Source organism: Bradyrhizobium sp. McL0615, from assembly GCF_049993905.1.
GTDB lineage: Bacteria > Pseudomonadota > Alphaproteobacteria > Rhizobiales > Xanthobacteraceae > Bradyrhizobium.
The window spans coordinates 3,309,129-3,334,808 of the sequence record NZ_CP188254.1 but is presented as its reverse complement, the minus strand read 5'-3'; the positions used below and the strand labels follow the sequence as shown (position 1 = coordinate 3,334,808).

Annotated in this window: 23 protein-coding genes; 12 read left to right on the top strand and 11 right to left on the bottom strand. The window is 63.1% G+C overall.

Going from position 1 to position 25,680, the window contains the following annotated elements:
* Nucleotides 1-8 precede the first annotated feature (8 nt).
* Nucleotides 9-614: a thiamine pyrophosphate-dependent enzyme gene (locus ACPPVP_RS15730; protein ID WP_426535778.1), complete on the top strand. Its 606-nt coding sequence runs from the start codon at nt 9-11 to the stop codon at nt 612-614.
* An 87-nt stretch (nt 615-701) separates the two neighbouring features.
* Here ACPPVP_RS15730 and ACPPVP_RS15725 read toward each other — a convergent pair whose 3' ends face one another.
* The 4 genes from ACPPVP_RS15725 to gcl form a co-directional block, all read right to left on the bottom strand.
* Nucleotides 702-1,085 carry a DUF1236 domain-containing protein gene (locus ACPPVP_RS15725; protein ID WP_426535776.1) on the bottom strand — a complete coding sequence of 128 codons (384 nt, stop codon included), beginning with the start codon at nt 1,083-1,085 and terminating at the stop codon, nt 702-704.
* Nucleotides 1,086-1,237: 152 nt separating this feature from the next.
* Nucleotides 1,238-2,125: a 2-hydroxy-3-oxopropionate reductase gene (locus tag ACPPVP_RS15720; protein WP_426535774.1), complete on the bottom strand. Its 888-nt coding sequence runs from the start codon at nt 2,123-2,125 to the stop codon at nt 1,238-1,240.
* A 34-nt stretch (nt 2,126-2,159) separates the two neighbouring features.
* Nucleotides 2,160-2,945 carry a hydroxypyruvate isomerase gene (hyi, locus tag ACPPVP_RS15715; RefSeq protein ID WP_426535772.1) on the bottom strand — a complete coding sequence of 262 codons (786 nt, stop codon included), beginning with the start codon at nt 2,943-2,945 and terminating at the stop codon, nt 2,160-2,162.
* Nucleotides 2,946-3,135: 190 nt separating this feature from the next.
* A complete protein-coding gene (gene gcl, locus ACPPVP_RS15710; RefSeq protein WP_426535770.1) occupies nt 3,136-4,935 on the bottom strand; it encodes a glyoxylate carboligase in 1,800 nt (599 codons plus the stop codon).
* Between the two features lie 245 nt (nt 4,936-5,180).
* Here gcl and ACPPVP_RS15705 point away from each other — a divergent pair, with 245 nt between their 5' ends.
* Both ACPPVP_RS15705 and tenA read left to right on the top strand, forming a co-directional pair.
* Complete coding sequence (locus tag ACPPVP_RS15705) at nt 5,181-6,143, top strand: aldolase/citrate lyase family protein (RefSeq protein WP_426535768.1); 963 nt, start codon at nt 5,181-5,183, stop codon at nt 6,141-6,143.
* A 42-nt stretch (nt 6,144-6,185) separates the two neighbouring features.
* Nucleotides 6,186-6,854 carry a thiaminase II gene (tenA, locus tag ACPPVP_RS15700; protein ID WP_426535766.1) on the top strand — a complete coding sequence of 223 codons (669 nt, stop codon included), beginning with the start codon at nt 6,186-6,188 and terminating at the stop codon, nt 6,852-6,854.
* 228 nt (nt 6,855-7,082) lie between these two features.
* Here the strand turns inward: tenA and ACPPVP_RS15695 are convergent, their stop codons facing one another.
* On the bottom strand, nt 7,083-8,144 hold the full coding sequence (locus ACPPVP_RS15695) for a ketopantoate reductase family protein (protein ID WP_426535764.1): 1,062 nt from the start codon (nt 8,142-8,144) through the stop codon (nt 7,083-7,085).
* A 414-nt stretch (nt 8,145-8,558) separates the two neighbouring features.
* Entirely contained in the window at nt 8,559-9,074 is a 516-nt protein-coding gene (locus ACPPVP_RS15690; protein ID WP_426535762.1) for a sigma-70 family RNA polymerase sigma factor, read from the bottom strand.
* Between the two features lie 189 nt (nt 9,075-9,263).
* Between ACPPVP_RS15690 and ACPPVP_RS15685 the strand changes: the two genes are divergently transcribed.
* On the top strand, nt 9,264-10,226 hold the full coding sequence (locus ACPPVP_RS15685) for a helix-turn-helix domain-containing protein (RefSeq protein ID WP_426535759.1): 963 nt from the start codon (nt 9,264-9,266) through the stop codon (nt 10,224-10,226).
* Nucleotides 10,227-10,236: 10 nt separating this feature from the next.
* Here the strand turns inward: ACPPVP_RS15685 and ACPPVP_RS15680 are convergent, their stop codons facing one another.
* Entirely contained in the window at nt 10,237-11,214 is a 978-nt protein-coding gene (locus tag ACPPVP_RS15680) for a Bug family tripartite tricarboxylate transporter substrate binding protein (protein WP_426535757.1), read from the bottom strand.
* Between the two features lie 193 nt (nt 11,215-11,407).
* Nucleotides 11,408-12,340 (bottom strand): LysR substrate-binding domain-containing protein, encoded by a 933-nt coding sequence (locus ACPPVP_RS15675; RefSeq protein WP_426535755.1) that lies wholly within the window; start codon nt 12,338-12,340, stop codon nt 11,408-11,410.
* Nucleotides 12,341-12,450: 110 nt separating this feature from the next.
* Here ACPPVP_RS15675 and ACPPVP_RS15670 point away from each other — a divergent pair, with 110 nt between their 5' ends.
* Entirely contained in the window at nt 12,451-13,608 is a 1,158-nt protein-coding gene (locus tag ACPPVP_RS15670; RefSeq protein WP_426535753.1) for an acyl-CoA dehydrogenase family protein, read from the top strand.
* Nucleotides 13,609-13,778: 170 nt separating this feature from the next.
* Nucleotides 13,779-14,939, top strand: a complete 1,161-nt coding sequence (locus ACPPVP_RS15665; protein WP_426535751.1) for an acyl-CoA dehydrogenase family protein — start codon at nt 13,779-13,781, stop codon at nt 14,937-14,939.
* A 58-nt stretch (nt 14,940-14,997) separates the two neighbouring features.
* On the opposite strand, the gene ACPPVP_RS15660 is transcribed toward ACPPVP_RS15665, so the two are convergent.
* From ACPPVP_RS15660 to ACPPVP_RS15650, 3 genes are all read right to left on the bottom strand, one after another.
* Nucleotides 14,998-15,765, bottom strand: coding sequence for an NYN domain-containing protein (locus ACPPVP_RS15660; protein WP_426535749.1), 768 nt, complete (start codon nt 15,763-15,765; stop codon nt 14,998-15,000).
* Between the two features lie 141 nt (nt 15,766-15,906).
* On the bottom strand, nt 15,907-16,755 hold the full coding sequence (locus tag ACPPVP_RS15655; RefSeq protein WP_426535747.1) for an IclR family transcriptional regulator: 849 nt from the start codon (nt 16,753-16,755) through the stop codon (nt 15,907-15,909).
* A gap of 247 nt (nt 16,756-17,002) precedes the next feature.
* Entirely contained in the window at nt 17,003-19,168 is a 2,166-nt protein-coding gene (locus ACPPVP_RS15650; RefSeq protein WP_426535745.1) for an acetate--CoA ligase family protein, read from the bottom strand.
* Between the two features lie 218 nt (nt 19,169-19,386).
* On the opposite strand from ACPPVP_RS15650, the gene ACPPVP_RS15645 reads away from it, so the two are divergent.
* From ACPPVP_RS15645 to ACPPVP_RS15620, 6 genes are all read left to right on the top strand, one after another.
* On the top strand, nt 19,387-20,082 hold the full coding sequence (locus ACPPVP_RS15645) for a GntR family transcriptional regulator (RefSeq protein ID WP_426537866.1): 696 nt from the start codon (nt 19,387-19,389) through the stop codon (nt 20,080-20,082).
* A 65-nt stretch (nt 20,083-20,147) separates the two neighbouring features.
* A complete protein-coding gene (gene oxc, locus ACPPVP_RS15640) occupies nt 20,148-21,878 on the top strand; it encodes an oxalyl-CoA decarboxylase (RefSeq protein ID WP_426535743.1) in 1,731 nt (576 codons plus the stop codon).
* Nucleotides 21,879-21,943: 65 nt separating this feature from the next.
* Nucleotides 21,944-23,221 (top strand): formyl-CoA transferase, encoded by a 1,278-nt coding sequence (gene frc / locus ACPPVP_RS15635; protein ID WP_426535741.1) that lies wholly within the window; start codon nt 21,944-21,946, stop codon nt 23,219-23,221.
* 218 nt (nt 23,222-23,439) lie between these two features.
* Nucleotides 23,440-23,577: a hypothetical protein gene (locus tag ACPPVP_RS15630; protein ID WP_426535739.1), complete on the top strand. Its 138-nt coding sequence runs from the start codon at nt 23,440-23,442 to the stop codon at nt 23,575-23,577.
* 490 nt (nt 23,578-24,067) lie between these two features.
* Nucleotides 24,068-25,081, top strand: coding sequence for a Bug family tripartite tricarboxylate transporter substrate binding protein (locus ACPPVP_RS15625; RefSeq protein ID WP_426535737.1), 1,014 nt, complete (start codon nt 24,068-24,070; stop codon nt 25,079-25,081).
* A gap of 99 nt (nt 25,082-25,180) precedes the next feature.
* Nucleotides 25,181-25,678: a tripartite tricarboxylate transporter TctB family protein gene (locus ACPPVP_RS15620; RefSeq protein WP_426535735.1), complete on the top strand. Its 498-nt coding sequence runs from the start codon at nt 25,181-25,183 to the stop codon at nt 25,676-25,678.
* The last annotated feature ends 2 nt before the right edge of the window (nt 25,679-25,680 follow it).

The window sequence follows — 25,680 nt, the reverse complement described above, 5'->3', positions numbered from 1 at the left end:
GCGATCCAATGAACAGCACCCCTGCCCGCAATACCAAGGTCATGAACCGCTTCGATCTCACCTCGCGGCTGATCGCAAAATTGAAGCACGAGGAAGCCGTGATCGGCGGCATCGGCAACACCAATTTCGACCTGTGGGCGGCCGGCCACCGGCCGCAGAATTTCTACATGCTCGGTAGCATGGGCCTCGCCTTCCCGATCGCGCTCGGCGTGGCGCTGGCGCAGCCCGATCGGCGCATCTTCGCGCTCGAGGGCGACGGCTCGCTGTTGATGCAACTGGGGTCACTCTCGACGATCGCGACGCTGAAGCCGAAGAACCTCACCATGGTGGTGATGGATAACGGCATCTACCAGATCACCGGCGCGCAGCCGACGCCGGGCGCCGCCGTCGCCGACATCGTCGCCATCGCGGTCGCGAGCGGGCTCACCAATTCCAGCTGGGCAGCGGACGAGGACGATTTCGAGCGCCTGATCGAAGCGTCGATGTCGTCCGCCGGACCGACGCTGATCGGCGTTCGCATCGACGACAAACCGGGCACAGGCACCACCCGCCGCGATCCCGTGCAGATCCGCGAACGCTTCATGCACGGTATGGGCGTACGGGAACCGCTCTGACGCAGCGATCGCTGCCGTAGCCGCGCCACAAAAAATCCTCGCGGGACAGACGCCCCGCGAGGATCGATTTTGGAAGCGCCGCCTTCGTTAGTCGATGATCTTGACGACCCGGCGCGTGCGCGGCTCCACGATCACACGGCGGTCATTGACGACCGCATAGCGGTATTCGGTATGCTGCGGCACCGTACGCAGTTCAACGGTCGGCGGCAGCGGCTCACCGACCACCACCCGCTCCTGAATCACGACCGAGTGGTCCCGCGGGAGCCCGGTAATAATGGCGTTCGGAATTTCCACGGCCGCGCCGACCGCGGCACCCACGGTGCCGCCGACGATGGCACCGACCGGACCTGCAGCGTCGCCACCCCTCGCGGCGCCTTCCGCCGCGCCTTGGGCGGTCGTCGATTGAGCAAAAGCCGCGCCAGGGATCAGCAGCGCAGCGGCAATCAGCGAAACAGCCAAACGATTATTCATCACATCCTCCAGTGAATTGACGATGCGTCTCAACCACTGGAGGCGTGAGAGGTTCCAGTTCCAATACGGCAACAAAAAGCGCCGCGCCGAAATTTCGACGCGGTTCCAGTCACAGGGGAGTTCCAGGCTTAGAAGAATTGAGTTTTAAGCGATCAGCCTTTTGCGACCTGATGGTTCGCCATCATCTCCAGCGCCCGCACCATGCCCGAATGGTCCCAGGCCTTGCCGCCATGGGCAGCGCAGGAACTGAACAATTGCTGGGCCACCGCCGTGCTCGGCAGGGAAATGCCGAGCGCCCGCGCCCCCTCCAGTGCCAAATTGAGATCCTTCTGGTGCAGTTCGATGCGAAAGCCCGGTTCAAAATTGCGCTTCACCATGCGCTCGCCATGCACTTCGAGAATGCGCGACGATGCAAAGCCGCCCATCAGCGCCTGCCGCACCAGCGCCGGATCCGCGCCGGCCTTCGATGCAAACAGCAGTGCCTCGCCGACCGCCTCTATCGTCAGCGCGACGATGATCTGGTTGGCGACCTTGGTGGTCTGCCCGTCGCCATTGGCGCCGACGAGGGTGACGTTCTTGCCCATCTTGTCGAACACCGGCTTCATGGTGTTGAACGCGCGCTCCGGCCCGCCCACCATGATGGTCAGGCTTGCCGCCTTGGCGCCCACCTCGCCGCCTGAAACCGGCGCATCGAGATAGTCGGCGCCGAGCGCCTCGATCTTCTTGGCAAATTCCTTGGTGGCGAGCGGCGAGATCGAGCTCATGTCGACGACGATCTGCCCCTTCGAGAGCCCGGCCGCGACGCCGTCCTGCCCGAACAGGACCGCCTCGACATGCGGGGTATCAGGCACCATGATGATGACGACGTCCGCCTTCTCGGCGACTTCCTTGCCCGATTTGCAGACCACGCCGCCCTCGGCGGCCAGCTCTGGCGCGATAGGTCCGACGTCGTGCAGGAACAGGCGATGGCCGGCGGCCTGAAGATGCCGGGCCATCGGGCGCCCCATGGTGCCGAGGCCGATAAAACCGATATCGATCATTTCAAACTCCCCTTTGTCTTTTCTTGCTTCTGGGTCAGGTGTCGGCCGTCAATGCGGCGTGCCAACCGAGGCCTTCGACCGTCGTCGTCCTCGGCTTGTATTCGCACCCGATCCAGCCACCATAACCAATAGCGTCGAGATGGCGGAACAGGAAGGGATAGTTGATCTCGCCGGTGCCGGGCTCGTTGCGGCCGGGGTTGTCGGCAAGCTGGACATGGGCGATGCGCGGCAGATGCTTTTGCACGGTGCGCGCGATATCGCCCTCCATAATCTGCATGTGGTAGATGTCGTACTGCACGAACAGATTGCTCGAGCGCACGTCCGCAATGAGCTGAAGTGCCTGCTCGGTCCGGTTCAGAAAAAAGCCCGGGATGTCGATCGTGTTGATCGGCTCGATCAGAAGCTTGATCCCCTCCCTGGCGAGCGCGTCCGCGGCGAAGCGCAGATTCCCCACCAAAACCTCGTTCAGATCGATCCTGTCCGCGCAATCAGGCTTGATGCCGACCAGGCAATTGAGCTGACGGCAATCGAGCGCCTTGGCGTAATCGACGGCGCGCGCGACGCCGTCGCGAAACTCATCGACCCTGTCGGGCAGAATGGCGATGCCCCGTTCGCCGGCCGCCCAGTTGCCCGCGGGAAGATTGTGCAGCACTTGCGTCAGGCCGTGCTGGTGCAATTGCTCGCGCAGCTCGGCCTTGTCGAAATCATACGGGAATAGATATTCGACGCCGCTGAATCCCGCAGCCTTGGCGGCGGCGAAGCGATCGAGGAACGGCTGCTCGCCGAACAGCATGGTGAGATTGGCGGCAAATTTGGGCACGATCTACTCTCCTAGCGTTAGTCTGACTGCATCACCGCCGCTCAAACCCTCATCCTGAGGAGCCCGCGTAGCGGGCGTCTCGAAGGATCAAGGCCACAGACGGACCTTCATGGTTCGCCCGGCGATGCGAAGCATCGTCCGGAGACGCGCTTCGCGCTCCTCACCATGAGGAGCGCGTAAGGCAGCATGATTATGCCGGCAGCAGCTTGCCGGATTGCGGCGCGCTGGACTTGGCCGGCGCGTCGTCCAGCGGCAGGTCGAGCACCTCCTCGAATTCGACGATGTTGTCGATCTCGGTGCCCATCGCGATGTTAGTGACGCGTTCGAGGATGAACTCGACGACGACGGGCACCTTGAATTCCGCCATCCATTCGCGCGCGGTGGCGAACGCCGCCTGCGCATGGTTCGGATCGGTAACGCGGATCGCCTTGCAGCCGAGCCCCTTGGCGACCGCGACGTGGTCGACGCCATAGACGCCGATCTCCGGCGCGTTGATGTTCTCGAACGAGAGCTGGACGTGGTAGTCCATGTCGAAGCCGCGCTGCGCCTGGCGGATCAGTCCGAGATAGGAGTTGTTCACGACGACGTGGATGTAAGGCAGCTTGAACTGCGCACCGACGGCCAGTTCCTCGATCAGGAACTGAAAATCATAATCGCCCGACAGCGCGACGATCTGGCGCTCCGGATCGGCGGCGCGCACGCCGAGTGCGGCGGGAAGTGTCCAGCCGAGCGGACCGGCCTGCCCGGCATTGATCCAGTTGCGCGGGCCGTAAACGCCGAGGAATTGCGCGCCGGCGATCTGCGACAGTCCGATCACGCTGACGTAGCAGGTGTCGCGTCCGAACGCCTTGCTCATCTCCTCATAGACGCGCTGCGGCTTGATCGGCATGTCGTCGAAATGGCTCTTGCGCAGCATCGTGCGCTTGCGGTCCTGACATGCCGCCGGCCACGCCTGCCTCTCCCTAAGCTTACCGGCCTTCCGCCATTCCCTGGCGACCGTGACGAACAATTCCAGCGCCGCCTTGGCGTCGGACACGATGCCGAAATCGGGATTGAAGACGCGCCCGATCTGCGTCGGCTCGATATCGACATGCACAAAGGTCCGACCCTTGGTGTAGGTCTCGATCGAACCGGTGTGACGGTTCGCCCAGCGGTTGCCGATCCCGAGCACGAAGTCGGATTGCAGCATGGTGGCGTTGCCGTAGCGGTGGCTGGTCTGCAAGCCGACCATGCCGGCCATCAGCACGTGATCGTCAGGAATGGCGCCCCACCCCATCAGCGTCGGCACGACAGGAACGTTGACGGCCTCGGCGAACTGCACGAGTAACTCGGACGCATCGGCATTGATGACGCCGCCGCCCGCCACAATCAACGGCCGCTCCGCCGCGTTGAGCATTTCCAGCGCCTTCTCGATCTGCCTGCGCGTGGCGGCGGGCTTGTAGACCGGCAGCGGCTCATAGGTCTCATCGTCGAATTCAATTTCGGCGAGCTGCACATCGAGCGGCAGGTCGATCAGCACAGGTCCCGGCCGCCCCGAACGCATGACGTGAAACGCCTGGCTGAACACGCGCGGCACCAGTGCCGGCTCGCGCACCGTGACCGCCCATTTCGTCACGGGCTTGGCGATCGATTCGATATCGATGGCCTGAAAGTCTTCCTTGTAGAGCCGCGCGCGCGGCGCCTGCCCGGTGATGCACAGGATCGGGATCGAATCCGCGATCGCCGAATAAAGTCCGGTGATCATGTCCGTGCCGGCCGGCCCTGATGTGCCGATGCAGACGCCGATATTGCCGGCCTTGGCGCGGGTGTATCCCTCAGCCATATGGGAGGCGCCCTCGACATGCCGCGCCAAAATGTGGCCGATCGAGCCGCGCTTCTTCAGCGCGGAGTACAACGGATTGATCGCGGCACCGGGAACGCCGAAGGCTGTGGTCACGCCTTCCTTTTCCAGGATCCGTACGGCCGCATCGATCGCTCGCATCTTCGCCATGTCGCGCCTCGCTGTGTTTTCTGGACATGATGATCACGGCAACGACAGACGATCTCAACGAAGCTGATTTTGTTTCCCGCGATGTGGCATGATCGGCGAAAAAGCCTGCCGGATCAGTCGGTTGGATCGGCCACACGGTGAAACGATGGTGGGATGGCTGCTTGAGCGGAGATCTTTGAGGGTGGTCTCTGCGCCGGCCGATTGCTCCGCTAGGATGCCGAGCCGAAGCATGAGGGCGGGACATCATGGCCAAGCGGATCAATCGCTGCGTCGAACTGCTGGAGCAGGATCAGGCGATTTATTATGACGGCCCGCATAGTGGCCATGTGTTGACCCCAGCGCAGGGTCGCATCGATGCCGGCACCTGGGCCGACTACATGAATGTCGGCATGGAGCACGGCTGCTTCGACATGGCCGGCCTTGCCGACTATATGCGCGGCATGGCCGATGCCGGGCCGACACGGTCGGGGCACCGCACGCCGACCGTGATCGTCGAGGCACCGGTCAATGGCATCGACGCCGCGCATGTGCTTTACAACGCTTGGCAGTTCCGCCAGATCCTCGGCCGCGGCGTGCATGGCATCCTGCTCTGCCAGGCGGAAACCGCCGACGCGGTGCGCGCCTTCATGGAATCCTGCCGCTACCCACACAACACCATTGGCGTCGATCCGGCGATCCCCTCGCCGATGGCACGGATGGAGGGAGCGATACGCGCAAAGGACGGTGCGACCGACGCCGCCGGGCGCAAATGGCTCGGCATTGGCACGCGGGGGCGCGGATCGGAAACCACGGCGGCGCAGGTCTGGGGCCTGTCGACCGAGGAATATATGGAGCGCTGCGACCCCTGGCCGCTTAATCCGAAAGGTGAGCTGCTGCTGGGGGTGAAGCTGGAAAGCCCCGAAGGCGTCGCCAATTGCGAAGCGATCCTCGCGGTGCCGGGGCTGGGATTTGCCGAGATCGGCCCGGGCGATCTCAGCCTCTCGCTCGGCTACCGCACGATTCCGCCCGAGCCCTGGCCACCGGAAATGCAGGCAGCGCGCGACCGTATCCTGGCGGCCTGCCGCAACAACGGCGTCGCTTTCCTGCAGGGCTGCACGCCGGACAACATCACCGCCCGGATCGACGAGGGCGTGCGGGTGATCGCAGGGCATAACGAGGCATCCGCCATCAAGGGGCGGGCACACCAGAAGCGGAAATTGCCGGTATAGTCCGGCAGGCACTCCCCTGGAACGAAAGGCCGGCGAACGATCATGCGTTTCTTCGAGCGACTGAAGACGGCGGCATCCGCCGAGTGGCGGGCCTATACCGAGCACCCCTTCACGGAGGGGCTGGCGGACAGCTCGCTTCCCGAAGCGGCGTTTCGTCACTACCTCGTCCAGGATTACCTGTTCCTCATCGAGTTTGCCCGCGCCTACGCGCTCGCCGTGTACAAGTCGCCGAGCCTTGCCGACATGCGCGAAGCGGCTGCCAGCATCTCAGCCATTCTCGACGTCGAGATGAACCTGCACGTCAAACTCTGCGCCGGCTGGGGCCTGTCCGCGACCGACCTTGAAGAAGCCGCTCCGGCGTCCGAGATGCTGGCCTATACCCGCTACGTGCTTGACGCTGGAATGCGCGGCGATCTGCTGGCGCTCAAGGTGGCGCTCGCCCCTTGCGTGATCGGCTACGCCGAGATCGCGACGCGGCTCGCCGCGCGGCCCAATGCGCTCGCTGCCACCAACCCCTATAGCGTCTGGATCGCCGAATATGCCGGGGCACCCTATCAGGAAGTCGCGGCAAAGGCGCGGTCGCACCTCGAAGGTCTCGCCGATCTCTACGCCACGCCGGCCTGCGAGGCAGAGCTGATCGCGATCTTCAAGGAAGCCACAAGGCTCGAAGCTGACTTCTGGGAAATGGGATGGCGCGTGGGCAAGCGCTGAACCGTCGCTTGTAGCCCGGATGAGCGAAGCGATATCCGGGACGGTGTTAGAGTGGTCCCGGGTGTCGCTGCGCTCACCCGGGCTACGCTTCTCGCGACGACGGCGTACGCCTTGCGCTACGGCCCATCCCCGTCATTGCGAGCGGAGCGAAGCAATCCGTATTCGATTCGAGGACAGATGGATTGCTTCGCTCCGCTCGCAATGACGCTGAACTGCCCGGGCGCCCGCTCAGTTCAGACGCAGTTCCGTGATGTGCCGCGGATCCGGCTTCAGCCCGCCACGCTCCACGCGCTTGACGATATCAGTCAGCGCGGCATTTGCGGCGCAGGAGATGCCGATCTTCTCGCCCTCGCGCACCACCAAACCGTTGAGAAATTCGATCTCGGTGCGCCGGCCCTTCTGCATGTCCTGCCCCATCGAAGGACGCTGCGCGGACGAGGTGCGCTTGCCGTCCTTGAAGCGCTGCTCGTCGCAGGTCCGCATCGCCGCCTCGTCGCCCTCCCCGGCGCGCGCGATGATCTCAGGCGGCAGATGCAAAATCTCTTCCAGCTGATAGCCCTGCGCCTGTCCGACGCGGATCGCTTCGCTGCCGAGCCGGGTGGAGAAACGGCGCAGCGGCTCGCTTTGCAAAATTTCTGCGCCCGGCAGGCCGGTGCAGGCGGAGAGCCCGTTGCCCATGACGTTGGCGACCAGTTTCGACCAGCGCTCGCCCCACAGATTGTCCGTCACCTTGGCGCTGTCGGAGTAGGCGACCAGCCGGCAGACCTCCTCCGCCCGCGGCGTGATGCGGCCGTGCACTTCGCCTGCGCGGAATACGGTATGCGCTGCCCCGCCCTTGCCGGCGCCGCGGTGGATGTGGCCGGGCTCCGGCAGGTTCACCGTGATGCTGCTGGCAATGCAGCCCAGCGTCTTGCCCCAGCCGACGATGCCGGCGATCGTCTCCTCGTTCATGCAGTTCTGCAGCGACACGACATAGCCGTCCGGCGCCAGATATTGCTGGATCAGCATGGTGGCCCACGCCGTGTCGTAGGACTTCATGCAGACAAAGGCGATGTCGACCGGCTTCTCCTTGGATAGCTGCTGCGCATCCGTGACATGGAGCGCGCGCACCGGAACCGAGAATTCCGGAACATCCATCGCGTGCGTGACGCGCAGCCCGTGCTTCTTCATATGCTCGACATGCTCGGGCCAGGGATCGACGAAGGTGACGTCCTCGCCGGCCTGCACCATATGAGAACCGGCATAGCCGCCGACGGCCCCCGCTCCGACGATCACGATTTTCCGGCCCATGGCTTTCCCCCTGCATTTTCTTGCGCCAGGCGACACCATCGCGCCTGTTCATTGTCCGACACTCTAGCGGATCGGGGCTGTTCGCCAAGCGGTCGCGTTGTGGCAAGCGCCGTCGTTCGGGCCAGGCAGGTATGTGATTTTCACCGGCGCGCGAATGATTGCCGCCACGGCGCTGCCTTCAAGGCTTCTCGTCCAATCTTTCTCAACCTGTCGGCAGATAGTTCGCCGCTCGTGGCAGCTTCCAGGATCTTTGAAGCGACGTGCGTCCGGACACCCGTTTCCTGGAGAGAGACACCGTCGCATATCTCGTCGAGGATTGAGCGGAGCAGTGCTGTGGTTCCGGCGTCGAACATGAATATCTCTAGAATTCGGTGTCGCTAATAAAAGCAGCTTCATTAAAGGTCTGAATGGTCTTCAAGAGACATCGCACCCGCGCCGGCGGATCGGGCTGCTTGGCTCCTGCATCGCTTCGTCGCGCGCTGGCCATCCGGCAGAGAGCATGGCCCGGGCTTGCACCAGACGCGACATCACGGTGCCCGGTGAAACGCCGGTCACTTCGGCTATTTCCCGGTAAGACATACGGTTGCACTCGCGCAGCACGATGGTTTCGCGCAGTTGCGGCGGCAACGCGCCGAGAAGCTGCGGAATGAGCGTGCCCTCTTGCGCGGCCGCTTCATGTTGAACGTGCCGGGCGAGATCCACATGGCAAACGTTCCTGAGAATAGCGAGCAGCCAGGGCTTGATGGCAGAACCGCGCCAGTCGTCGAAACCATGCTGCGCGCGGAGAAAGCATTTTTGGACAGCATCCTCTGCGTCCGCCCGATCGCGCATGAGGAAATAAGCGAGCCTATAGGCGTCATCGAGACATGGAAGCGCGACCTCTCGAAAGCGCTGGGCACGGTCGGCCATGGCTTTGTCAAAGTCGGTCATCACATATCTGCCGCTCGCTTTACCTGAAATCGGCAGAATGCTATCTGTTTTTCAAGCACCGGGTCGTGGACTGTCGCGCCAAGCGTATGGACTGAGGCGACGCCATCCCCACGATGCGAACGCGATTGCTGATCACGTAATTTTGTTCGTTCCCCCTCCAAGAGTGCAGTGACACCAGAGTGCACCGTCATGGGCCAAGCACAGCCGCTGAACCGCTTTTCGATCTTTCATCGGGGTCTTGCCAAGGGGCAGGCCTATGAAGCCTGGCGGGAAGGCATTTGCCGCGGCTTTTGCAGGCTCGATGTCGGCCCCGCGGAAGCGGACTACATCGATTGCCACAATGAGTTCGTCTTGTTGCACTCGGTCGCTATCGCCATGCCGCGAGGAAACTCGGCGCGGTTCGCCCGGACGCGTGACCTGCTGGATGACGGCTGCGACGATATCGTGCTGATTTCCGCTACGCGCGGCACGGTGCACGTTACCCAGGGCAGCAAGACGATCGACCTGAACGCCGGACAGATGTGCATGGCCGAGATGAACGTCGTCGGCGCCGTCGATTTGAATAAGACCGGAGGATTCACGACGACGCGGTTTCCGCGGCGCCTGCTCCTGCAAGTCGCGCCGTCGGCGGAGATGCAGCTCGCTCGCCCGCTCGGACATGACCGGGCCTTGAGCGCGATGATCGAACGCTATACCGCGCTTTGCAAGGAGCTCGCCGGAGAACTTGATCCGCTCGGTCAGAAGACGGCGATGCAGCACTTGACCGATCTCGTAGGTCACTTTGTCGAAACGACGGGACCAAAGAAGCTGGTTGGGCCACGCGATATTTCGGTTGCGCGGCTGGACCTCGTGAAGGCCGGAATTCTCAAAAATCTCGAGAGGAACGATCTGACAATCGAGGCCGTGGCCAACGCGAACGGCCTTACCAAGCGGCAGGCGCAGCGCATGTTTGCGTCCTCAGGTACGACTTTCACGGACTTTGTTCTCGAACAGCGGCTGCTGCTGTCCCGGCGGCTTCTGCTCCATGAGTCGGCGCGTCATCGCAAGATCAGCGACATCGCGTTTACAGCCGGCTTCAACGACCTTTCGTATTTTCACAGATCATTCAAGAAGCGGTTCGGGTTCACGCCATCCGATATTCAGATCGGCTAAAGCTCTCGTCCTATTCAGCCTTGATGCCCGCGAACTTGATCACCTTCGCCCACTTTTCGGTGGCCTCGGAGATAATCGTCGCGAATTCCGCAGGCGTGCCGCCCGCCACCGTGCCGCCCAGCTCGACGATCCGGGCTTTGACCTTGCTGTCGGCAAGGCCGGCATTGAGCTCCTTGTTCAGCCTGTCGATGATTTCGGCCGGGGTGTCCCTGGGCGCGCCGATACCCGCAAAACCGCTGGCCTCATAGCCAGGCACGAACTCCGCCACCGTTGGAACGTCCGGCAACACGTCCAGACGGGCCGCGGTCGTTACCGCCAGGGCGCGCAGCTTGCCGGCCTGGATGTGCTGGATCGATTCCGACACCGGCGCGAAAATCACCTGCAGATGGCCGGCGACCAGATCGGTGGCCGCAGGTGCGCCGCCGCGATAGGGGACGTGGACCAGATCAACGCCCGCCATCATCTTGAAGAGTTCGCAGGCAATGTTTTGCGGGGTGCCGGGGCCGGCCGAGCCGTAGTTGATCTTGCCCGGGTTGGCCTTGGCGTAGGCGATGAATTCAGGGATCGTTTTGGCAGGGACCGACGGATGCACCACGACGACGTAGGCCAGCCGCGCGGCGCAGATCACCGGCGCGATGTCCCGGATGAAGTCGAAATTGAGATTGCTGTAGAGCGCGGCATTGATCGCGTGCGGGGTCACGATCTGCAGCAGCGTGTAGCCATCCGGAGCCGCCTTGGCGACCGCCTCGGTGCCGATGTTGCCGCTGGCGCCGGCGCGGTTCTCGACGATGAATTGCTGGCCGAGGCGCTCCGACAGCCATTGACCCATCAGCCGTGCCTGGATGTCGGTAGCCCCGCCCGCGGCAAAGCCGACGACGATGCGCACCGGCCGCGACGGATAGGCTTGCGCCCATGAAAGCCGGGGCACGGCCGGCAATGCGGCAGCACCCACAGCCAGATGCAGGAATGCACGGCGGGGAAATTCCATGATCCTCCCTCCACAGTCTGCGCTGTGTTGCGGACATGCCATCCAACCGGACGCGCCCGCGGGATCAGACTACACTGGTCTTGTGAGGCGGTGGAAGGGGTCGATGCTCCCTCATGGCACGTGACCGGCACGGGTACGATCGTCCAGGCCGCTTGATTTCCCCAGAGCGGACGGTGCCGCTAATAGAACCGCGCTACTTGGCTTCCGAATGCATTGAGCGCGCCCATCCGCAGAATGCGCTGATCGACGTGAGCTTCGGGTGCCCGGGCCGGTACAGGAGATAAAACCCGTAGCCCGGCAGCGTGAGCTTCGAGACTTGCATCAGCGCGCCGCTTGCAAGCTCCGGCGCCACCAGCACATCGCTGCAGATCGCGATGCCCTGCCCCGAGATCGCGGCTTCGATGGCATGTAACTCCTCACGAAACGCAAGGCTTTGCAGCCGCGCGAGATCGGGCACGCGCTTGAGGCGACGGCGCGCCGTGGTCTGCCAGCGTTTCCAGTTCGGCGCATCCAGATCAGTGGACGGCCACTCGGTCTCGATGAGAGGATATTTCGCCAGTTCGGCGGGGCTGAACGACTTGCCCCGGTCGCCGACCAGCCTTTCACCGACCAGCTTTGGGCTTGCAACGACGCGGAAGGTGTCGCGCGCCAGCTCGATGCAATGATTTCCCGGCGGCGGCCTGCGCGCATAGCGGATCGCAATGTCGGCCTCGCCCGCCGCAAGGTCGAGAACCGCGTCTGTGCCGAGAATATCGAGCTTGAGGCGCGGATGCGCGGTGCGCCAGTTTGGCAGCCGGGGCACCAGCCATCGCGCCGCAAACGCATTGGTCGCCGTGATACGGAGCCGTCCACCCGTCGTCCCCGGCCGCATTGTCGCCAGTACGTCTGCGAACGTCTGGAAGCCATCGCGGATCACCGGAAAAAGCTGTTCACCCGCCGTCGTCAGCTTGAGCGGGCGCGGCCTGCGGCGGAACAGGGCCCTGCCGCAATAGCGTTCGAGCAGCTTGATCTGGTGGCTGATGGCCGTTGGCGTCACGTACAGTTCGGCGGCGGCTCGTTTGAAGCTCAGATGACGCGCCGCGGCTTCGAAGGCCCGCAGTTCGGTCAGGGGTGGCAGCTTGCGCATCGGTTGAGTGTAGATGAACTCAGTTCACCCTGCACATGAATTATCCGAGCTTGCCTGCAGCGGTATTGCGGTCGAGAGTGACGGCCGCGCCCAACAGGAGCGAGCGAAAATTGCTGGCGAAACCTCCCGGCCGGGTCACGGACCATCTCGAAGCGATCGCGCGGCTTGCGCCGCTGATTGCCGGACACCGCGCGGGGTTCGACAGCGAGCGACGCCTGCCTGACGCGGTGTTCAACGCGCTGGCGGAAGCCGGTCTGTTCCGTCTGTGGCTGCCCGAGGCACTCAGCGGTCCGCAATTGTCACCGGGCGATTTCATGACCGTGGTGGAAGCGGCCTCCGCGCTCGACGGCTCGGTCGGGTGGCTCGTCGGCAATGGCGGAGGCATGAGCCGCATCGGCGGTTATCTGCCGGAGCCGGTCGCGCGCGAATTTTTCTCCGACCCGCGCGGGTTCGTCACAAGCGCCACCGGTGCGGTCGGCTCGGCCCAGAAGGTGGACGGCGGCTATCGCGTCACCGGCCGGTGGCCGTTCGGCAGCGGCGCCCATCACGCGTCGTACTTCATGGGCCTCGCCAGCGCGAAAGGTGCCGACGGCAAGGACGAGCCGCCGCTCTGCTGCTATTTCGATCGCCGCGATGTCGTCGTCCACGACACGTGGCGAGTATCGGGGCTTCGTGCCACGGGAAGCTCCGACTTCGAGGTCCGGGATATCTTCGTCCCCGAACAACACACGCACGTCCTGATGGCGCCTCGTCCGACGCAGGATGGAATCCTGTACCGCTTGCCCGCCGTGTCGGTGTTCGCCTGGACCGTTTCCGTCGTTCCGCTCGGTATCGCGCGCGGCGCAATGAACGCCTTTGCCGAGCTTGCGAGCCGGAAGGCACGGTCGGGTGTCAGCGCCCTGCTGCGCGACCGTGAGATCGTTCAAAGCAATTACGGCCGAGCGGACGCGTTGCATCGCGCGGCGCGTGCTTTTTTGATCGATGCGATGTCGGAACTAACGGCAGCATCGGCAGAGGGCGGACCGCGCCTCATCAATGCGCGCGCGGTGTTGCGGACAGCCTGCACCCATGCCGCCGAAAGCGCGGCGCGGATCGTCGACCTGCTCGCCGCCGAAACGGGCGCAGCCGCCATCTTCGAGACGTCGCCGATCGAGCGCTTTGTCCGCGACGTTCATGCGGCGGTAAAGCACATCGCGATGAACCCGAACAACTACGTGGTGTCGGGACGATTGGGCCTTGGCCTCGATCCCGGCACCCCACGGTTCTAACCCGGAGGGATCGCCCCCCCGACGGATCGGCCGACATCGCCAACTGTGCTGTTGCCGGGGTCCGATCCATCCGCCTATATGACCGGCAATCTCCCCAGCGCGCCCGTGATCGGGCGCATGACCGACAGACCCAACCCGCCGGACGGAGATTGACCGGAGTATCCGCATCCATGACTGCACGAGCCGACGCCATCGCCGCAAAGATCGAGGCATTTATCCGCGCCGAAGTGATCCCCTATGAGAAGGATCCGCGGACGGGCCCGCACGGGCCGAGCGACGACCTCGTGCAGGAACTACGCGACAAGGCGCGCAAGGCCGGTGTGCTCACGCCCCACATTCTGCCGGATGGATCGCATTTCACGCAGCGTGAGACTGCGATCGCCTTGATAAAGTCCGGTCTCTCCCCACTGGGGCCGCTGGCCTGCAACACCATGGCGCCCGATGAGGGCAATATGTACCTGCTCGGCAAGGTTGGAAGCGCCGAGCAAAAGAAGCGCTTTCTGGAGCCGCTGGTGTCGGGAAGAGCGCGTTCGGCGTTCTTCATGACCGAACCGGCCGACGAAGGCGGTGCGGGATCCGATCCGTCGATGATGCAGACCACGTGTAAGCTCGACGGCAATCACTGGGTCATCAACGGGCGCAAGAAATTCATCACCGGCGCCGAAGGCGCCAGGGTCGGCATTGTCATGGCCAAGTCGGACGACGGCGCCTGCCTGTTCCTGGTCGACCTGCCGGATCCCGCGATCAAGACGCTGCGCGTGCTGGATACGATCGACAGTTCGATGCCGGGCGGGCATGCCGAGATCGAGATCGCGAACCTTCGCGTCTCCGCCGACCAGATGCTCGGCGCCTCCGGCGATGGTTTCAAATATGCGCAAATCCGTCTCAGCCCGGCGCGTTTGTCGCACTGCATGCGCTGGCTGGGCCTCGCCATCCGCGCCGATGAAATCGCCACCGACTACGCCTGCCGCCGCCACGCGTTCGGAAAACCGCTGGTCGATCATGAAGGCGTCGGCTTCATGCTGGCGGAGAACCTGATCGACCTCAAACAGTCGGAATTGATGATCGACTGGTGCGCCGGCGTGCTCGACACCGGCTCGCTCGGGACAGCCGAGAGTTCGATGGCCAAGGTGGCGGTATCGGAAGCCTTGATGCGGGTCGCCGATCGCTGCGTGCAGGTGATGGGCGGCACCGGTGTCTCGACCGAGACAATCGTCGAGCAGGCTTTCCGCGAGATCCGCGCCTTCCGTATCTATGACGGCCCGACCGAAGTCCACAAATGGTCGCTCGCCAAGAAGATCAAGCGCGACTGGAAAGCCGAACAGCATTGAGCGGCGGCGTGCGCTGACTGGGCTGCTACGGTTGCGGCTCAGACGGGCTTAGGCCATCTCAGCTCGAGGGCTTCCGCGCGGCTCGTGCCTTCGCAGGCGGTCCTGCGGCGGGCTTGATCCGAATTCGCATCGCCCCGCCCTTGGGCTGATCGATCTCGAAAGCGTTTGTCTTTCGCACGAGATCGCTGAGTTTGCGGGACCCGTAGGTCCTCGAATCGAAATCGGGGGCCAGGTTGGTAAGCCCTTTTCCAACTTCCCCGAGAGCAACCCATCCGTCGTCGTTTTCCATCTGGACGATGACCTTCTTGATCATCGGGATGGCTGCATCAGGGGGTTGAAGCAGCGGCGACTTCGAGCCGGCATCCTGCGTGTTCGCCGTACCGCCAAGCAGGTTTTCGGTATAGACGAACCTGCGGCATGCCTGCCTGAAGCTTTCCGGCGTCTTTTGCTCGCCGAACCCAAACACATCGACGCCGTGCTCGCGGATGCGGGCGGCGAGCCGCGTAAAATCGCTGTCTGAAGACACCAGGCAGAATCCATCGAACCGGCCGCTATAAAGCAGGTCCATGGCGTCGATGACGAGGGTTATGTCGGACGCATTCTTTCCAGTCGTATAGGCGAACTGCTGCTGGGGGATGATGGCGTGCTTCGACAGAATAGCGGCCCATCCCCTGGATCGGTCATTTGAGAAGTCGCCGTAGATGCGGCGAACGCTGGCCTCCCCGATCTTGGCAATCTCCTCGAACAATCCGTCGGCAATCTTTGCGGACGCATTGTCGGCATCGATCAGAACGGCGAGACGGGGCGAACGGGTTTCGGAAGGCATGACTTTCCCCAATCGTTGAATCGGAGGACATCGTCCTACGAAACCGCGCCATGGACGGCGGTGGATGGGTATACCGATGTCGGGGCTCGCGCCGCCAGACCTAATTTTCCCTGGCGAGAAATGGCCAACCGCAAACCCGGCTCAGGCCGGTTTCGCCTCCGGCATCACACCCCCGAGCGCGACCGTCAATTCCGCCGCCACTTCCCGCACGGCTTGCCCTAGCATCGGCAACCGCTCGTCGGTCAGGCGGCTGGTCATGCCAGAGACGGAAATCGCTGCCAGCGGCTCGGCGCAGTCGTTGTAGACGACGGCGGCGATACAACGGAGACCCATGCAGGCCTCCTCGTCGTCGATGGCATAACCCTGGCGGCGGACCCTTTCGAGTTCCTTGAACAAATCGCCCGGCCGCACGATCGACTTTTCCGTCAGTCTCGGCATGCCGTGATGGTGGATGATGGCGCTCACATCGGCATCCGAATAGGTCGCCAGCACCGCCTTGCCGACGCCGGAGGCGACCATGGCGACACGGCCGCCGACCTTGGTCAGCGAGCGCATGATTTCGCGGCTTTCCATGCGCGTCAGCACGATGATGAATTCGTCGTCGACGACGGCGAGATTGGCGGTCTCCCGCGTCAGGTCGCGCAGCTTGCGCAAATAAGGCACGGCCTGCGCCGAGAAATTGCGCCTGCGGGCAAACGTCGCGCCGACCGTGAAGGCGCGCGCCCCGACATGCCATTTCGATTCGGCGCGGTCGAACTGCACGAAGCGGCGGTTTTCCAGCGTCCCCAGCAGGCGGTGCACCGTCGAGGTCGACAACCCGGTGCGGATGGCAAGATCGCTGAGGCGATAGCCTTCGTCGTCTTCCGCCAGCGTTTCGATGATCGAGAGCGCGCGATCGACCGACTGGACGCCGCTGTCGCGTGCGTCAGGCTCGTGGTCAGCACTGGATTTCGGCTCGATGGCCTTGCGCCGGATCACGTCTTTTTTCATCGCGACCTGCATCCGTCAGTTAGACTGCGAGAACGTGATGGCCTCTGCTCCCTCGCCCCGCTCTTGCGGGGAGAGGGTTGGGGTGAGGGGCTGCCTCAGCGAATTCGAAAGGGATGAGTCCGCGGAGAGTCCCCTCACCCCGACCCTCTCCCCGCAAGCGGGGCGAGGGAGAAATGATCCGCCCTCGCTATTCCAGAAAAAATGCCGCTCCAGAAATCATCCGAAGCGGCATGCGTTATTCATCGTCTCAGAGCAAACCCGCGCCGCGCGCCCACTTGTACTTGGCGCCGAGCACTTCGACCGGCAGTTCGGTCGAGTACGCATAGGCCGGAATGCCGTTCTGGTAGAGATATTCGGCGGCCTCCTCGACCTCGACGTCACCGGCGAGCGAGGCGACGATCGGCTTGACGAAGCCCTTGGCCTCCATCTCCTTCTTCACCTCGACCATGTTGCGGGCGAACACCATCGGCGGCGTGACGATGGTGTGCCAGTAGCCGAGGATCAGCGAGTGGATCCGCTCATCCGACAGGCCGAGCTTGACGGTGTTGACATAGGTGATCGGCGGCTCGCCACCGGTGATATCCACAGGATTTCCGGCCGCGCCGAACGGCGGAATGAATTTCCGGAACGCCGCGTCGAGATCCGGCGGCATCGCCATCAGCGACAGACCGTTATCCACGCAGGAGTCCGACAGCAGCACGCCCGAACCACCGGCGCCGGTGATGATCAGGATGTTCTCACCCTTCGGCGTCGGCAGCACCGGCACGCCGCGCGCGAACTCGAGCAACTGCCTCAAGGACCGGGCGCGGATCACGCCGGACTGGGCGAACACGTCCTCATAGATCTTGTCGTTGCCGGCGAGCGCGCCGGTGTGCGACGAAGCCGCCTTGGCACCGGCCGAAGTACGGCCCGCCTTCAGCACCACCACCGGCTTCTTCTTGGAGACGCGCTTGGCGGCCTCCGCGAAGGCACGGCCGTCTTTCAGGTCTTCGCAGTGCTGCGCGATGATCGCCGTGTTCGGATCCTGCTCGAAGAAGGCGAGCAGATCGTCCTCGTCGATATCAGACTTGTTTCCGAGGCCGACGATCGCCGACACGCCCATCTTCGCCGAGCGCGAGAACCCGATGATCGCCATGCCGATGCCGCCGGACTGCGACGACAGTGCCGCCGAGCCCTTGACGTCATAAGCCGTGCAGAACGTAGCGCAGAGATTGGCCGGCGTATAATAGAAGCCGTAGATGTTCGGCCCCATCAGTCGAACGTTATACTTCTTGCCGATCTCGACGATTTCGGCCTGCAATTCGGGCGCGCCTGCCTCGGCAAAGCCTGACGGAATCAGAACGGCGCCGGGAATTTTCTTCTCGCCGCATTCGACCAGCGCACCGGCGACGAACTTCGCGGGGATCGCAAACACCGCCGTGTCGATCACGCCGGGGACGTCCTTGACGCTCTTGTAGGCCTTGTAGCCCAGGATCTCGGCGGCCTTCGGGTGGATCGGATAGATCTCGCCCTTGTAGCCGCCGTTGATCAGGTTCTTCATCACGGAATTGCCGATCTTGCCGTCCTCGGCGGAGGCGCCGATCACCGCAACACCCTTCGGCTGCATGATGCGGTTCATCGCGGTGACGATTTCTTCGGTCGGGCGCGGCGCCGGGCGCGGCTTGTGATCGAAGTCGACCACGATGCGCACGTCGGCGGCGATCGCGTCCTGCTTGGTGGCGAATACGGGGTTGAGATCGAGTTCGACGATTTCGGGGAAATCGCTGACGAGCTGCGAAACCTTGACGATGATGTCGGCCAGCGCCTCGCGAGAGACCGGATCGCCGCCGCGCACGCCCTTGAGCATGTCGTGGGCCTGGATGCCGTCGAGCATCGACAGGGCATCGTCCTTGGTCGCAGGCGCGAGACGGAAGGTGATGTCTTTCAGAACCTCGACCAGCACGCCGCCGAGGCCAAACGCCACCAGCTTGCCGAACGAGCCGTCGGTGATGGAACCGACGATGACCTCGGTGCCGCCGGCCAGCATCTGCTGGACCTGGATGCCTTCGATCTTGGCGTCGGCTTTATACTTCTTCGCGTTGGCGAGGATGGTCTCGTAGGTCTTTTCCGCGTCAGCCGCGGTCTTGACGCCGACCACGACGCCGCCGGCTTCGGTCTTGTGGAGAATGTCCGGCGAGACGATTTTCATCACCACCGGGAAACCCATGCCGGTTGCGAGCTTGGCGGCCTCGGCGGCGGACTTCGCCACGCCTTCCTTCGGAACCGGGATGCCATAGGCATCGCACACCAGCTTGCCTTCCGGCGCGGTGAGGCTGGTGCGCTTGTCGGCTTTCACCGTATCGAGCACCCGGCGGACAGCCTCTTTGGCGCTGGGCTCGGCGATCTTTCGGGCCGCATCTGCAGAATTTGACATTGGCTTCCTCCTGGGGCTAGTTTTATGGCATTTGGTATGCCAGAGATCAGATTGTCAAGACAAACTATCGCGCAGAAACAGCGAAAACATGGGCATCTTGACATCCTGGTATTTGGTATGCCAAAAATATTAGGCTGTTTCTCTGCTAAGAAGACGTCTCCAACATAGGGAGGAGACGAGTCGTGCCCGCACCTAAACAAACCAAGGCGCCGCCTGTCATGGCTGATGCTGATATCGCAATCGTCCGGATCGCGCCGGAGACGAGCTTCAAGAACAAGGCCTATGAGGCCTTGAAGGAAGCTATTCTCAAGATGGACATCTATGCAACGCCCGAGCAGGTGATGCTCGACGAGCGCGCGCTGTCCGAACGCCTCGGCGTCAGCCGCACCCCTATTCGCGAAGCGATCGCGATGCTGGAGCAGGACGGCTTCGTCAAAACCGTGCCGCGCCGCGGCATCGTCGTGGTCCGTCGCACCAAGACCGAGATCGTCGACATGATCCGCGCCTGGGCCGCGCTCGAGAGCATGGCCGCGCGCCTGATCACGACCACCGCCCGCAAGAAGGACATCACGGCGCTGCGTGATTTCTTCAAGGATTTTGGCAAGGACCGCCTGCCGCAGGATCATGTCGAGGAATACTCCAAGGCCAATATCGCGTTCCATCAGGCGCTGATCTCGCTTTCGGAATCGCCGGTGCTGGTCGACATGACCAACGACATCCTGCTGCACGTGCGCGGCTACCGGCAACTGACCATCGGGCGAAAGGATCGCACCGCGACCTCCCTGCCCGAGCATCTGGCGATCATCGAGGCGCTGGAAGCACGCGACACCGAACTCGCCGAGAAACGCGCACGCGATCACACGCTGGGCCTTGCCGCCTACGTCGAAGCGCACGGCCAGGAACTGTTTAACTAGACCTACCTTCGCACCAGAAGACGACGAAAGCTCGTCCGAACCAAACGATCAGGGAGATGAAGCCCATGCTGAATACCGCGACCAAGTCCGAAGCACCGGGCATCGAGCAGGAGCTGACGGATGGCTTTCATCTCGTCATCGACGCACTCAAGCTCAACGGCATCAACACCATCTATGGTGTGCCGGGCATCCCGATCACGGACCTCGGCCGCATGATGCAGGCCGAGGGTATTCGCGTGCTGTCGTTCCGCCACGAGCAGAACGCCGGCTACGCCGCCTCGATCGCCGGCTATCTGACCAAGAAACCGGGCGTCTGTCTCACCGTCTCGGCGCCCGGCTTCCTCAACGGCCTCACCGCGCTCGCCCACGCCACCACCAACTGCTTCCCGATGATCCTGATCTCGGGCTCCTCCGAACGCGAGATCGTCGACCTGCAGCAGGGCGACTATGAAGAGATGGACCAGCTTGCGATCGCCAAGCCGCTCTGCAAGGCCGCGTTCCGCGTGCTGCACGCTGCCGACATCGGGATTGGCCTGGCGCGCGCCATCCGCGCCGCCGTCTCCGGCCGTCCGGGCGGCGTCTATCTCGACCTGCCGGCAAAACTTTTCGGCCAGGTGATGGACGCAGCCGCCGGCGCAAAATCGCTGGTGAAGGTGATCGACGCGGCGCCCGCCCAGATCCCCGCCCCGTCCGCCGTCAAGCGCGCGCTCGACGTGTTCAAAAGTGCAAAACGTCCCCTCATCATTCTCGGAAAGGGCGCGGCCTACGCGCAGGCCGACGACGATATCCGCGCCTTTGTCGAAAAGACCGGCGCCCCGTTCCTGCAGATGAGCATGGCCAAGGGCCTGCTGCCCGACACGCATGCGCAGTCGGCCGGCGCGGCGCGCTCGACCGTGCTGAAGGACGCCGACGTCGTCATGCTGATCGGCGCCCGCCTCAACTGGCTGCTGTCGCACGGCAAGGGCAAGACCTGGGGCGATGCGCCCAAGAAGTTCATCCAGATCGACATCGAGCCGAAGGAAATGGATTCCAACGTCGAGATCGTGGCCCCCGTGGTCGGCGACATCGGCTCCTGCGTCTCCGCTTTGCTCGCAAGCATGGGCGGCAGCTGGTCGGCCGCACCGGCTGACTGGCTCAGCACGGTTTCCAGGAAGCGTGACGAGAACGTCGCCAAGATGGCGCCGAAGCTGATGAGCAACGCCTCGCCGATGGACTATCACGGTGCGCTCGGCGTGCTGCGCACCATCGTCAAGGAGCGGCCGGACGCGATCTTCGTCAACGAAGGCGCCAACACGCTCGACCTCGCCCGCGGCGTTATCGACATGTACAAGCCGCGCAAGCGCATCGACGTCGGCACCTGGGGCGTCATGGGTATCGGCATGGGCTATTCGATTGCGGCAGCGGTCGAAACCGGAAATCCGGTGCTCGCGGTCGAAGGCGACTCGGCGTTCGGCTTTTCGGGCATGGAAGTCGAGACCATCTGCCGCTACCAGCTTCCGGTCTGCATCGTCATTTTCAACAATGACGGCATCTATCGCGGCACCGACGTCAATGGCGCAAGTTCGGATCCGGCGACCACCGTGTTCGTCAAGGGCTCGCGCTACGACAAGATGATGGAAGCCTTCGGCGGCGTCGGCGTCAACGCCACCTCCCCCGACGAGCTCAAGCGCGCCGTCAACGCCGCGATGGATTCCGGCAAGCCGACGCTGATCAATGCCGTGATCGATCCGGCGGCTGGTTCCGAGAGCGGCCGCATCGGCAACCTCAATCCGCAAAGCGTTCTGAAAAAGAAATAACGGACTTCAACCCATTTGATCCTGCACGCGCAAGGCGCAAACAGACACAGTACGGAGCAAACACGATGACAAAGGCGCTGAAGGGCGTTCGTATTCTTGATTTCACCCACGTTCAGTCGGGTCCGACCTGCACGCAATTGCTGGCCTGGTTCGGCGCCGACGTGATCAAGGTCGAGCGCCCCGGCGTCGGCGACATCACGCGTGGCCAGCTGCAGGACATTCCCAATGTGGACAGCCTGTACTTCACCATGCTGAACCACAACAAGCGCTCGATCACGCTCGACACCAAGAACCCCAAGGGCAAGGAAGTCCTCACCGCACTGATCAAAAGCTGTGACGTGCTGGTGGAAAATTTCGGTCCCGGCGTGCTCGACCGCATGGGCTTCCCCTGGGAGAAGATCCATAGCCTCAATCCGAAGATGATCGTGGCCTCGATCAAGGGGTTTGGTCCCGGGCCGTACGAAGACTGCAAGGTCTATGAGAACGTCGCCCAGTGCACCGGCGGCGCCGCCTCCACCACCGGCTTCCGCGACGGGCTGCCGCTCGTCACCGGCGCGCAGATCGGCGACAGCGGCACCGGGTTGCATCTCGCGCTCGGCATCGTCACCGCGCTTTACCAGCGCACCATGACCGGCCAGGGCCAGAAGGTCACCGCGGCGATGCAGGACGGCGTGCTCAACCTCGCGCGCGTAAAACTGCGCGACCAGCAGCGCCTCGCTCACGGCCCCCTGAAGGAATACAGCCAGTACGGCGAAGGCATTCCGTTCGGCGATGCCGTGCCGCGCGCCGGCAACGATTCCGGTGGCGGCCAGCCCGGCCGCATCGTCAAGTGCAAGGGCTGGGAGACCGATCCCAACGCCTACCTCTATTTCATCACCCAGGCGCCGGTCTGGGAGAAGATCTGCGACGTGATCGGCGAACCCGGTTGGAAGACCCATCCCGACTACGCCAAGCCGCCGGCCCGGCTGTCGCGCCTCAACGAGATCTTCGCGCGCGTCGAGCAGTGGACGATGACGAAGACAAAATTCGAGGCGATGGAAATCCTCAACAAGGACGACATCCCCTGCGGCCCGATCCTGTCGATGAAGGAAATCATCGAGGACCAGTCGCTGCGCGCCACCGGCACCGTCGTCGAGGTCGATCATCCGACCCGCGGCAAGTACATTTCGGTCGGCAACCCGATCAAGCTGTCGGACTCACCGAGCGAGGTGAGTCGCTCCCCGCTGCTCGGCGAGCACACCGACGAGATCCTGCGCCAGGTTCTCGGCTTCAGCGATCATCAGGTGGCCGAGATCCACGATTCCGGCGCGCTCGACCCGCCGCGCAAGCAGGCGGCCGAATAAGCCGGTTTTGTACCCCGAATACCAAAAGCCGCCGGTTTCCGGCGGCCTTTGGCCGTCTGGAATGCGCTGCCTGGAGTGCCAGTTTCGTTAATTTTGCTGCAATGCAAACTGACAATTGCTGCTATGCAAACAAGCCTGTTGTGACTGGCATCTGGTATACATAAATTGTCCCTAGATCACGAAGCGGAATGGTTCCGCGCCAAGAAAAGGGGACACCCATGTCCAAGACTGCATCCATCGGCCTCCTGCCCTCCAGCACCCTGTTCGGCCGTCTGATGGCTTCCATCGACCGCCTTTTGATTGCCAGCAGCCGCATTGCCATCCGCAACGGCGACCTCCCCCGTTTCGGTCTCTAAGCCTGAAAATACGGGCTTTCTGCGAACAGGCGCGATCAGACGAACGACCCCAGCCTTCGCTGAGTGGATCATGGCCCCGGTTTCCGGGGCCATTTTTTATTTGCGATCGCCGCCGGCTTTACCAACGTCTGCGACAAATCAGCCCGAACGGCAATCAACAGTCACAATGCGTTTGCCTACTGGCATATCGCATACAAAAATAGAGCCATCGCGCTCCCGAATGAAAAAGGGGGCGCGTTGGGGGGACGGCCTTTGCGTGACGGGGACAGACAGCCCGATTGGCGGTGGAGCATGGGTGCGTCCCATGACTTCGCTGTGCTGCGCGTGGCCAATTCGCCATTGGCCAAAAGGAGCGGATGCCGCGCCAGCGGGCCCCTCTTACAATTGCAACCCATGATCGTTCGGAGAAGACAGCCGCCGCGGCATTGAATACAACACAGGGAAGCCGGCAAAGACCGGCGCAACCACAGATCGACGGGAGTGAATCAAAATGAAGCACACAGCACAAACGGCGTTGGGCGCCATTGCGGCCCTTTGTGCGGCCGGGATTTCTGTTCCAGCGACCGCCGCTTGGGAGCCAATGCGGCCCGTCGAGTTCATCGTTCCGGCCGGCACCGGCGGCGGCGCCGATCAGATGGCGCGGACGATCCAGGGCATCGTCACCAAGCATAATCTGATGAAGCAGCCGATGGTCGTCATCAACAAGTCGGGCGGCGCTGGCGGCGAAGGCTTCCTCGACCTCAAGACCTCGGGCGGCAATCCGCACAAGATCATCATCACGCTCTCCAACCTCTTCACCACCCCTCTCGCCACCGGCATCCCGTTCAACTGGAAGGATCTCACCCCGGTAGCGATGCTGGCGCTCGATGAATTCGTGCTGTGGGTGAACGCCGAGCAGCCGTTCAAGACGGCAAAGGACTATGTCGATGCGGTGAAGGCCGCGCCTGCGGGCACCATCAAGATGGGCGGCACCGGTTCGAAGCAGGAAGACCAGATCATCACCGTCGCGCTCGAAAAGACCACCGGCGCCAAGTTCACCTACATTCCCTACAAGGGCGGCGGCGAAGTCGCGGTTCAGCTGGTCGGCAACCACGTCGATTCGACCGTCAACAATCCGATCGAGGCGGTCGCGCAATGGCGCGGCGGCAAGCTGCGTCCGCTCTGCGTGTTCGACGCGCAGCCGATGGCCTATGACGAGCAGATCGTCGACGGCAAGGGCTGGAAGGACATTCCGACCTGCAAGTCGCAGGGGCTCGACATCGAATACCTGATGCTCCGCGGCATCTTCATGTCGCCGCGGGCCACCAAAGACCAGGTCGAATATTACATCGAGCTGTTCAAGAAGGTCCGCGCCACGCCCGAATGGCAGGACTTCATGAAGACCGGCGCGTTCAACACGACCTTCCTGACCGGGGCTGACTACGCCAAGTGGGTCGAGGTCGAGGAAAAGCGTCACGAGGCGCTCATGAAGGACGCCGGTTTCCTCGCCGCCCCAGGAAACTGATAGCGCAACTGATCGGGAAGACAACGGATCGGCCCAGCCAGCCCCGCAACGCGACCGCCGGGTCCGCTGGCTGCAGGCCCGGCCCCGCATGGAGTTTTGATGACCACAGGCAGCTCGAGCAAGACCGGCCCCACCCACAAACTGGTGGAGGCAGGCGTCACGTTGCTGATCACCCTCTTCGGCGTGATCGTGATCTTCGGCAGCGTGAAGGCCGGCATCAACTGGGGCGCGGAAGGTCCGCGCGCCGGCTTCTTTCCATTCTACATCGGGATCTTCATCGTCGTGTCCAGCGCGATTAACCTGTGGAACGGACTGCGCGAAGACAATGACGAGCTGTTCGCCGAATGGGGACAGCTTCGCCAGGTCATGAGCGTCGTCATTCCGACCGCGATCTATGTCGGCGCCATGCCGTTCACCGGGCTGTACCTCACCTCGATCATCTTCATTGGATGGTTCATGCGATGGCTCGGCAAATACCGCTGGATTACCGTGCTGGCCGTCGCCCTCGGCATGCCCATTGTCACCTATTTCATTTTCGAGCGCTGGTTTCTGGTCCCGCTTCCCAAGGGGCCGGTCGAAGAGTGGCTCGGTCTGTAACG

Bases quoted from the DNA above. Each gene is read 5' to 3' on its own strand.
- ACPPVP_RS15730 (WP_426535778.1), top strand. From the start codon at position 9: ATGAACAGCACCCCTGCCCGCAATACCAAGGTCATGAACCGCTTCGAT.
- ACPPVP_RS15725 (WP_426535776.1), bottom strand. From the start codon at position 1,085: ATGAATAATCGTTTGGCTGTTTCGCTGATTGCCGCTGCGCTGCTGATC.
- ACPPVP_RS15720 (WP_426535774.1), bottom strand. From the start codon at position 2,125: ATGATCGATATCGGTTTTATCGGCCTCGGCACCATGGGGCGCCCGATG.
- gcl (WP_426535770.1), bottom strand. From the start codon at position 4,935: ATGGCGAAGATGCGAGCGATCGATGCGGCCGTACGGATCCTGGAAAAG.
- ACPPVP_RS15705 (WP_426535768.1), top strand. From the start codon at position 5,181: ATGGCCAAGCGGATCAATCGCTGCGTCGAACTGCTGGAGCAGGATCAG.
- tenA (WP_426535766.1), top strand. From the start codon at position 6,186: ATGCGTTTCTTCGAGCGACTGAAGACGGCGGCATCCGCCGAGTGGCGG.
- ACPPVP_RS15695 (WP_426535764.1), bottom strand. From the start codon at position 8,144: ATGGGCCGGAAAATCGTGATCGTCGGAGCGGGGGCCGTCGGCGGCTAT.
- ACPPVP_RS15690 (WP_426535762.1), bottom strand. From the start codon at position 9,074: ATGACCGACTTTGACAAAGCCATGGCCGACCGTGCCCAGCGCTTTCGA.
- ACPPVP_RS15685 (WP_426535759.1), top strand. From the start codon at position 9,264: ATGGGCCAAGCACAGCCGCTGAACCGCTTTTCGATCTTTCATCGGGGT.
- ACPPVP_RS15680 (WP_426535757.1), bottom strand. From the start codon at position 11,214: ATGGAATTTCCCCGCCGTGCATTCCTGCATCTGGCTGTGGGTGCTGCC.
- ACPPVP_RS15675 (WP_426535755.1), bottom strand. From the start codon at position 12,340: ATGCGCAAGCTGCCACCCCTGACCGAACTGCGGGCCTTCGAAGCCGCG.
- ACPPVP_RS15665 (WP_426535751.1), top strand. From the start codon at position 13,779: ATGACTGCACGAGCCGACGCCATCGCCGCAAAGATCGAGGCATTTATC.
- ACPPVP_RS15660 (WP_426535749.1), bottom strand. From the start codon at position 15,765: ATGCCTTCCGAAACCCGTTCGCCCCGTCTCGCCGTTCTGATCGATGCC.
- ACPPVP_RS15655 (WP_426535747.1), bottom strand. From the start codon at position 16,755: ATGAAAAAAGACGTGATCCGGCGCAAGGCCATCGAGCCGAAATCCAGT.
- ACPPVP_RS15650 (WP_426535745.1), bottom strand. From the start codon at position 19,168: ATGTCAAATTCTGCAGATGCGGCCCGAAAGATCGCCGAGCCCAGCGCC.
- ACPPVP_RS15645 (WP_426537866.1), top strand. From the start codon at position 19,387: ATGGCTGATGCTGATATCGCAATCGTCCGGATCGCGCCGGAGACGAGC.
- oxc (WP_426535743.1), top strand. From the start codon at position 20,148: ATGCTGAATACCGCGACCAAGTCCGAAGCACCGGGCATCGAGCAGGAG.
- frc (WP_426535741.1), top strand. From the start codon at position 21,944: ATGACAAAGGCGCTGAAGGGCGTTCGTATTCTTGATTTCACCCACGTT.
- ACPPVP_RS15630 (WP_426535739.1), top strand. From the start codon at position 23,440: ATGTCCAAGACTGCATCCATCGGCCTCCTGCCCTCCAGCACCCTGTTC.
- ACPPVP_RS15625 (WP_426535737.1), top strand. From the start codon at position 24,068: ATGAAGCACACAGCACAAACGGCGTTGGGCGCCATTGCGGCCCTTTGT.
- ACPPVP_RS15620 (WP_426535735.1), top strand. From the start codon at position 25,181: ATGACCACAGGCAGCTCGAGCAAGACCGGCCCCACCCACAAACTGGTG.